This window comes from Agathobacter ruminis, from assembly GCF_002735305.1.
Lineage (GTDB): Bacteria > Bacillota > Clostridia > Lachnospirales > Lachnospiraceae > Roseburia > Roseburia ruminis.
The window spans coordinates 87,105-96,607 of sequence record NZ_PDYG01000001.1 but is presented as its reverse complement, the minus strand read 5'-3'; the positions used below and the strand labels follow the sequence as shown (position 1 = coordinate 96,607).

General features: G+C 36.6%; 6 protein-coding genes. All 6 read left to right on the top strand.

What is annotated here, in order from left to right; all coding sequences use genetic code 11:
* Positions 1 to 474: GNAT family N-acetyltransferase (locus CSX02_RS00520; RefSeq protein WP_143248107.1), on the top strand; the 474-nt coding region annotated here is incomplete at its 5' end.
* A gap of 294 nt (positions 475 to 768) precedes the next feature.
* The gene (locus CSX02_RS00515) at positions 769 to 999 is read left to right on the top strand and encodes a helix-turn-helix domain-containing protein (RefSeq protein ID WP_099385225.1); all 231 of its coding nucleotides are present in this window, start codon (positions 769 to 771) and stop codon (positions 997 to 999) included.
* A complete protein-coding gene (locus tag CSX02_RS00510; RefSeq protein ID WP_099385224.1) occupies positions 986 to 1,594 on the top strand; it encodes a DUF1819 family protein in 609 nt (202 codons plus the stop codon). The genes CSX02_RS00515 and CSX02_RS00510 overlap by 14 nt, the downstream gene beginning before the upstream one ends.
* Positions 1,594 to 2,172, top strand: coding sequence for a DUF1788 domain-containing protein (locus tag CSX02_RS00505; protein ID WP_099385223.1), 579 nt, complete (start codon positions 1,594 to 1,596; stop codon positions 2,170 to 2,172). Before CSX02_RS00510 ends, CSX02_RS00505 begins: the two co-directional genes overlap by 1 nt.
* A gap of 15 nt (positions 2,173 to 2,187) precedes the next feature.
* The gene (gene brxC, locus CSX02_RS00500; RefSeq protein ID WP_099385222.1) at positions 2,188 to 5,811 is read left to right on the top strand and encodes a BREX system P-loop protein BrxC; all 3,624 of its coding nucleotides are present in this window, start codon (positions 2,188 to 2,190) and stop codon (positions 5,809 to 5,811) included.
* Between the two features lie 15 nt (positions 5,812 to 5,826).
* Complete coding sequence (pglX, locus tag CSX02_RS00495) at positions 5,827 to 9,486, top strand: BREX-1 system adenine-specific DNA-methyltransferase PglX (protein WP_099385221.1); 3,660 nt, start codon at positions 5,827 to 5,829, stop codon at positions 9,484 to 9,486.
* Positions 9,487 to 9,503: the final 17 nt, after the last annotated feature.

Below are 9,503 nucleotides of genomic sequence, written 5' to 3'. Positions count from 1 at the left end.
AATATGTCAGCTACGCTGACGCAAATCTCGCGCCAAGTCTCGCGAGCGAGACTTGAAATAAAATGGGTAAAGGTAAAAGAACCGCTCGTGAAGGAGCTAGAAGACGATATGTTATCGGAATGGTTGGATCATCCTGTAGCATATGGCGCTTTTGATTCAAATGGGAAACTTATTGGTTTTGTCGAGGGCTTTTTAGAAGAATGGAATAACAGATATCGAATTACGAATATCTGCGTTTTCGATTCGGATGCACGCGGAAAAGGCATTGGCGGTAAGCTTTTAGATATCATTATCGAAGAGGCAAAGAAAAGCGGTGCCAGAATGGCAGTGCTAGAGACGCAAAGTTACAATTCTAAAGCAATTTCTTTTTATAAGAAATATGGGTTTCAGATAATCGGATTTGATCGATATGCTTATTCTAATCATGGACCGGAAGATTGTAATATGAGAATTGAAATGGGAAGAATATTTTAGAATATTGAACGCTACAGAGAGCTGTTATCGCAAGGTGACGGCTCTTTTTTTTCGGATCCACTAAGACTTTAAATCAGATTGTAAGGTCCGCATTATAGGACAATGATTGGAGTAAAAGTTTAAGTAAAAAAGAAAAGAAAAAATTACACTTCTTTTTATTGAAGCGCTTTAATTTAGTATATTGAAAATAATAGTAAATATAATATAATTTCCTATACTTTTTTTATTCCTCATGTTAAGCCTTTATGATAGAATAATTATGTTGCTAAAATGATATCTAAAGAGGATGAAAAGATGAAAGTTAGCTATAACAAACTTTGGAAACTATTAATTGATGAGGGGATGAAAAAGACTGATTTAATTGATGCAGTCAAAACAAGCCCGAATACAATTGCTAAAATGAGCAAGAATGAGAATGTCTCCATGGATGTTATAAAAAGAATCTGTGAATACCTCAATTGTGATGTTGGCGACATTATGGAAATGATTCCAGACAATGGAGGTAACATAAGTGAAGAGAAATAAATATAGCGCAGGAGCGGTTAAGTTTTCATTTTGGTTCTTGGAATTTAGAAAAGAAGTTCAGATGCTTGCATCTGGAAAATCTTTTGATGAAATAAAGAAACTCAATGAAGAAGAAAATATATTTGGAGCAAGCACTCCAGCAAGGGCAAAGATGATTTATTCAACTGTAACGGCGAGAATAAAGTCATTGGATGAGAGCTTTTATCAGTTGTTTCTAGAAAGTGATGTTTCAACTCAGAAACTTTTTGCATTGGCGGGTACACTTGCGCATGACACGTTGTTCTTTGACTTTGTTTACGAAGTGGTAAGAGAAAAACTTATCATCGGCGGTAATACACTTACGGATGCAGACTTTAATATATATTTTAAGAATAAGCAGGAACAGCATGAGGAAGTTGAGAAATTGACAGAAGCTACAGTAAAGAGACTAGCCAGAAGTTACAAGACGCAGCTTTTCGAGGCAGGTCTTCTGGATGATAATTCTAGAGCATTAGAAAGACAGATAATAAAGCCCGTGCTGGATCCAGTATTAAAGCACTGGCTTGATGATTACGGATATGGCCAGATAGCTAAAGCAATGGAGGGTATCAGATAATGGCAGATTTATCAGAACGCCTGGACAAAATGGAGGAAACGATTAAGAAACCTTCATTTAGGCAGAGCAGTGGAAGAGCAAACGAAGTTAATTATTGGGTGTTTGACTATCCACCAGAGCACGAGCTTGAAGTCAGAGAACGTATCAAGTATATGCAGAATAGAAATTTCAAAGGTGGAGAAGAGTTTGAGCTTGTGGTCTTTGACTTATATGACATCATCATAGACTTCCTTAAGGAAAATGATTTCATGGAAGAGTGTTATAAATTCGAAAAGAAGAAAGGTTTGGAGCGAATAACAAAAGCTGTAAGTAATTCAATGAAAATAAATGACGATGACAGCCTGATAGTGCAGCACATTAAGGATAATACGCCAGACAATGCGGTTGTATTTCTTACAGGAGTAGGAAAATGCTTCCCTATTCTTAGATCACACAAGGTACTTAACAATTTGCATCAGGCATTTGTAAAAGCTCCGGTGGTTATGTTTTTTCCTGGGGTATACAATGAGCAGGAATTAATTCTGTTTGGGGAGATAAAAGACGATAATTATTATCGAGCATTTAAATTAGTAAAGTAATCAGGAGGATTTACTATGCGGATTAAGGATATGTTTGCAAAGCCAATTGATCGTGAGATTCAGGGTGTTATTATTGTAGGCCAGGGCGAGGAAACAAATGTAGCTCAGGAGCTTGAAGAATATGTTGTTACAAGAGAACTTCAAAAACACTTTGCAGATTTCTTCGAGGCATATAAAAAGGGTATCACAGGAAATACTAATGAAATCGGTGTATGGATCTCCGGTTTCTTCGGAAGTGGTAAATCTCACTTCTTAAAAATCCTTTCATACATATTAGCAAACAAAGAGATAGATGGTAAGCATGCTATTGATTACTTCATTGATGATAACAAAATATCTGATGCGATGGTTTTATCTGATATGAAGCTTGCTGCACAGACTAAGAATGATGTTGTACTTTTCAACATTGATTCTAAGAGTGATAGCAATAGCAAGCAGAACAAGGATGCAATCGTAAATGTATTCCTTAAAGTGTTCAACGAGATGCAAGGATTCTGTGGAAGCCTTCCGCATCTTGCAGATTTGGAGAGCCAGCTTACAGATGAAGGAAAGTATGATGCCTTCAAGGAAGCATTTGAAGATGAGTACGGTTCTGAGTGGGAGTCTTCAAGACATAAGTTTGACTTTATTCAAGATGATGTAGTGGAAGCTCTTGTGAAAATTGATTTCATGAGTGAGACTGCAGCACGTAACTGGTGTGAAAAAGCATCTGAAACATACCGCATTAGCATTGAGGATTTTGCAAAGCGTGTAAAGGAATACATCGATAAGAAGGGGGATAACCGCCATGTCGTATTCATGGTCGATGAAGTTGGCCAGTATATCGGTGATGATTCTAACCTCATGCTTAATCTGCAGACAGTTAGAGAAGAACTGAGTAAAGAGTGTAAAGGTAAGGCGTGGGTTGTTGTTACCAGCCAGCAGGATGTGGATTCCATCATGAAGGTAAAGGGTAATGACTTCTCTAAGATTCAGGGACGTTTTGCTACAAGACTTGCTCTTTCATCAGCAAACGTTGATGAAGTTATCAAGAAGAGAATCCTTGATAAGAACGAGACCGGTGCTCAGACACTGAGACTTCTTTATGAGCAGAAGGCAACTATTATTAAAAACCTCATTGTTTTCAATGATGTAGTAGAGAAGAAGCTTTACGCTGATGATAACGACTTTGCTGGTGTATATCCGTTTGTACCATATCAGTTCAATCTTCTTGCCAGTGTACTTACATCAATCAGAACTCACGGTGCATCCGGTAAGCACTTATCAGAGGGGGAGCGTTCTATGCTTGCGCTCTTTAAGGAATCCGCTGTGAAGATTATGGAAGAATCAGAAGGTGCCATTGTACCTTTCCACAGATTCTATGATGCTCTGGAGAACTTCTTGGATCATAGCCATAGAAGTGTAATTATCAGAGCTTTTGATAACAGCAAGATTAATCCAGACAACAAGACAGATGACGTATTTGCTATCAATGTACTTAAGACCTTATTCATGATTAAGTACATTCTTGAGATTGAGGCCAATGTTGAGAATATCACTAGCCTTATGATTGATAACATCGATAACGATCGTATTGAACTTAAAGAACGCGTTGAACATGCGTTAAATGTATTAATACAGCAGACTGTTGTTCAAAAAAATGGAAGTATCTATGTTTTTCTTACAGATGAAGAGCAGGAAATTAGACGTGAAATTGATGCACAAAATGTTGAACTTGCGGAGGTTATCAACAAAGCATCTGAGATGATTTTTGAAGACATTATTTCAGATAAAAAATATCGATGTCCTGCATTTAATGGGCGTTATGCATTTTCTTATAATCAAAATGTAGATGATAGACCATATAAGACGAATCAAAACTTTGCTGTTGGTCTTCGAATTCTGACGCCTTGGTATGATGGTGGGAATAACGATACAATGCTTCGAGGAATGTCTGTACAGAATGCAGAAGTTGTTGTTCTTTTACCTAATGATTCAGCTTTTCTCGAGGAACTAATGATGTACCTTAAGATTGAAAAGTTTCTTCGCCTTAATACATCTTCTCAGCTTACTAAATATGAAACCATTAAAGAAGCTAAACGAGTAGAGATGAGAGAACGTAATTCCAATGCAAGGCTTTACCTTACAGAGGCTCTTAAAGATGCGACAATCTATGTAAACGGTGATATTGCCAATCTTTCATCAAAGGAAGTGACACAAAGAATCAATGAAGCAATTGGTAGATTAGTTCAGATAGTTTACCACAAGCTCCCATATATTGACGCAGCGTATGATGAAACAAACATCAGAAAAATGTTTGCAGATAGCAACTTGCTAAAACTTGATTTGGTTGGTGGAACTGAGTCTAACCAGCACGCACTTGATGATGTCCTTAGTTTTATCTCCGGTAATACGCAGATTCATATTAAAACATCTATGAAGACCATTAAAGATAGATTCATGAGTGCCCCTTATGGATTTGTTGAGGATGATGTTCATTGGCTTATTGCGCGCCTTTTTAAGCGTGGTGATCTTTCTTTTACTGTAAATGGTTCTTCTATAAGTATTATGAATAAGTCTGCAGATGAAATTGTAGATTACATTATTAAGAAGCAGTATTTAGAAAAGCTTCTTATTGAAGTTAAAACAAGAAGACCTGAAAAAGAGAAAAAAGCGGTACAAACAACATGCAAGGAACTTTTTGGGGTAAACATTACGTCTGATGATGAAGAATATTGTATGAGTACTTTCCAAAGCTATTCTCAGAATCGATTATCTGACATGCAGACTATTGAAGTTAATTACAAACATTATGATTATCCTGGTAAAAAAATAATTGATAAGGGAAAGCAACTCATGCAAGCTATCACTCTGTCTTCTACCCCAGATGAGTTTTACGAATATGTTTATAAACATCAAGATGATCTTTTAGATTTTGGAGAGGATTATGAGCCTGTGAAGGCATTCTTCAATGGAGAGCAGATGCAGATTTTTACAAGAGCATTGGATATGCTTGAGATTTATGATGACAGTAAGACATACATCGTTGACAGTGTGCTTGAAGATATAGTCGCTCAGATGAGAACTATTGTACAAATGGATTCTCCATATAGAGAGATTCCTAAGCTTCCAGATCTTAGAAATAAGTTCATGAACGCTTATACAAAGGTCCTTGAAGATGCAGCAGTTCCAGTAAAGCAGTCTATCGAGGATGATAGAGACAGGGTTGTTGAGGTTGTAGATACCAAAGAGTATAAAGATGAAAAGAAGCCTGAGTACATTAAGCTCTTTATGGAAATATTGGAGGGCGCTGATACCTGTAATAATGTTTCAAGGCTTAGAGCATATGCCGATGAAGCCGGGGCATTAAAGATTAGACTTCTTGATGAGATGAGTGCTCTTGATGCGAAACTTGCAGCGGAGAAGGCAGCTAAAATAGCTCAGCAACAGCAGAGTGGAGGCGAAAGCTATGTTACTCCAGTTGATGCTGTCATTGATATGCCGGTAAAGAAAACAAAGAATGTTTCTATTAAGAATGTTGCAATGACTTCTTCGTGGAGAATTGAAAAAGCAGAAGACGTAGATAAGTACGTGGATCAGCTTAAGAAATCATTGATGGATGAGCTTAACAATAACGATATCATCAATGTTGAGTTTTAAGATTGGAGCGATTGTATGAATAAAACTGCTATAAGAAATTTTGCTATATGGGCAAGAAATAAGTTAATAGCTGATATAGAGTATCGTGCTGGACTTATGGGAATCACATCTGATGGAATCAAAGATGCATTGCCACAGTCTACCAGAGAAACACAATTCTTTGATATAGGAACAGTTGAGCCTTATGCAATTACAGGTGAAGCTATTAAGCAGAGAGATAGCCTTGTAAATGCAATTAATCAGAAGGCTCATGAAACAGACTATGCTACTGCATACAAATATATCATTGAAGGTGTTGCTTACACATGGTTTAACAGACTTATAGCGGTCAGATTCATGGAGGTAAATGACTATTTACCTTCTCACATCAGAGTACTTTCATCTGAAAGCGGCAAGATGGAGCCGGATTTGGTTACAAATCCATTTGATGCAGAATTACCATTTACAGATGATGAAAAGCAAGAAATCATCAGACTCAAAAATGATAATGAGCTTGATGAATGTTTCAGAATGCTTTTCATTAAACAATGTAATGCTTTAAATGAAATCCTTCCAGCACTTTTTGAAAAGACCTCTGATTATACTGAAGTTCTTCTTAATATTTCTGCTATCGATAAGGAAGGTGTAGTTTACCATCTTGTAAATGATATTCCTGAAGAAGATTTCAATATTGAAATGGGCGGTCAGGTTGAGATTATTGGTTGGATGTATCAGTACTATAATACTGAGCCTAAGAATGAAGCTTTTGCAAAGAATGGAAAGATATCAAAGGAAGAAATTCCTGCAGTGACACAGCTCTTTACACCAGATTGGATTGTTCGTTACATGGTGGAGAACAGTCTTGGTCGAATTTGGGTAGAAGGACATCCAAATGATTCTCTAAAAGCTGGATGGAAGTATTATCTTGAAGAAGCAGAACAAGAGCCAGATGTTCAAAATAAACTTAATGAGATTCATGCGGAATATGCAAAGCTTAATCCAGAAGATATCCATTTCATAGATCCATGTATGGGTAGTGGACATATCTTAGTATATGCATTTGATGTGCTTATGCAGATATATGAGTCAGCTGGCTATTCGGAGAGGGATGCTGCGAGAAGCATCTTAGAGAATAACCTTTATGGACTGGATATTGATGATAGAGCTTATCAGATGGCATATTTTGCAGTAATGATGAAGGCAAGGCAGTATAACAGAAGAATACTGTCAGCTGAGACCCCGTGCCATGTGTACTCTATCCAGGATAGTAATAGTATTAACAGAAACCAGCTTCAATACTTTGGAGCCGGCTTAAGTGAGCTAGAGAAAAATGATGCATTGAACCAGATTACAGGGCTTCTTGATACATTTAAAGATGCAAAGGAATATGGTTCGATTCTTGATGTAGAAAACTATAATTGGGAACTTTTGAAGAAATTTGCTGGAAGCCATAGTGTGGAAGGGCAGATGTCCTTGGATACCATAGGAATTGATGATACTCAGGAAAAACTGTTTGTGTTAATTTCGATTGGTGAAACAATGGCTAGAAAATATGAAGCGGTTATAACTAATCCTCCATATATGGCTGTATCATCAGCATCAAAAAAACTAGGAACATACATTCGAAAACGATATCCAAATAGTAAAACCGATATGTTCTCAGTTTTTATCGAGGTATGTGCCTCAAAAACAAGAAGAACTGGATATTATGCAATGATTACTCAACATGCTTGGATGTTTTTGAAAAGCTTTGAAAAACTTCGTGAAAATCTTTGCTTACAAAGAGTGATTAACATGGCACATCTTGGTGCACGTGCATTTGATGATATTGGTGGTGAAGTTGTACAGACAACAAGCTTTGTAATGTCGCCAATGATTGAAAAACAATATATCTCAAAATTTGTAAATCTCGTTGACGGAGGTACATCATTGGAAAAGGAAACAATGTTTCTTTCAAATGAGTGTATCAATTTGAAAAAGATAGACGAATTTGAGTATATACCTGGAATCCCATTTGCATATTGGGCTAGTTTTAAAGATTTGCTGGCATTTAAAAATATAAAACTTGGCGAAGTGGCAGAGCCTAGAGCGGGATTGCAAACGAATAATAATGATTTGTTTGTTCGTATGTGGCAAGAAGTATCAAAAGAAAATACTAAAACTAATTCGATTGATTCTGAAGACGCAGTGAATTCTAAAAAGACATGGTTTCCTTACAATAAAGGGGGCTCGTTTAGACGGTGGTATGGTAATAATGAATTACTTGTAAATTGGCGTGATAAAGGTTTAGATATACATAATTATGCTGGGATTCCGTTAAGTTATTCTGGGGCACCAGTTAGAGCTAAGCAGTTTTATTTTAAAAAATCTGTAACATGGTCAGCCATTGCATCTGGTAAGCTTTCAGTTAGATATTGTGATAATGGTTTTGTTTTTGATACAAAAGGCTCTTCATGTTTTTTTCAATCTCATGAAGAAACGATGGTTTACCTAGCGTTGCTTAATAGTTGTGTTACGCAGAAATTTATATCTTTTTTGGCACCAACGTTAGACTATAGTGTTGGTGCAATGTCAAAAATACCAATTGGAGATATTTCAAAAAAATGGAATGAGATAATAGCATTATCAGATAATAATGTAAAAGTATCTAAATGTGATTGGGATGAATTTGAACAATCATGGGACTATATGACTAATCCATTAACAAAAGGAGTTAGAATGGGACGACTAATAGCAGATAAATACAAAGAATGGGAAGCTGAGTGCGATAGCAGATTCAATCAGCTTAAGGCAAATGAAGAAGAACTGAACCGTATTTTCATTGATATTTATGGATTACAGGATGAGCTTACACCGGAAGTAGACGATAAGGATGTTACTGTTCGTAAAGCAGATTTACAACGTGATATTAAGAGTCTTCTCTCATATGCAGTAGGTTGTATGTTTGGACGCTATTCATTAGATGTTGAAGGTCTTGCTTATGCAGGCGGTGAATGGGATGCAAGTAAATATAAGACATTTATTCCTGATGCTGACAACATCCTTCCTATCACTGATGAAGAATACTTTGAAGATGATATCGTTGGACTTTTTATAGGTTGGCTTAAAAAGGTATATGGCGAAGATACCTTAGAGCAGAATTTGGATTTTATTGCACAGGCTCTTGGAAACAAAGGAAATTCTTCACGTGAGATTATTAGAAATTATTTTGTTTCAGATTTCTTTAAAGATCATTGTCAGACATATTCAGTTACAGGATCAGGTAAAAGACCTATCTATTGGCTATTTGACAGCGGAAAGCAGAACGGATTTAAGGCACTTATTTATCTTCATAGATATAATGCTGATACAATCGGTAATTTGCGTGTAGATTATCTTCATAGAATGCAGCGTGTATATGAATCAGAAATTGGACGCATGCAGGATATGATTGATCATAGCACAAACAGCCGTGAAGTAGGTGCTGCAACAAAGCGCAAGGAAAAGCTTCAAAAGCAGCTTAAAGAGTGTCGTGATTATGATGAAAAGATTGGTCACTTGGCACTTGCAAGGACAGAGCTAGATCTTGATGATGGTGTTAAGTACAACTACAAGAAGGTACAGCTTGGAACTGATGGCAAGCTCTACGAAGTACTAGCTGATAGCAAAGCTATTATGATGGATGATAAGAAGTTTAAGGATTTTAAGAAAAACTAATTATTGAGGTATGAAGC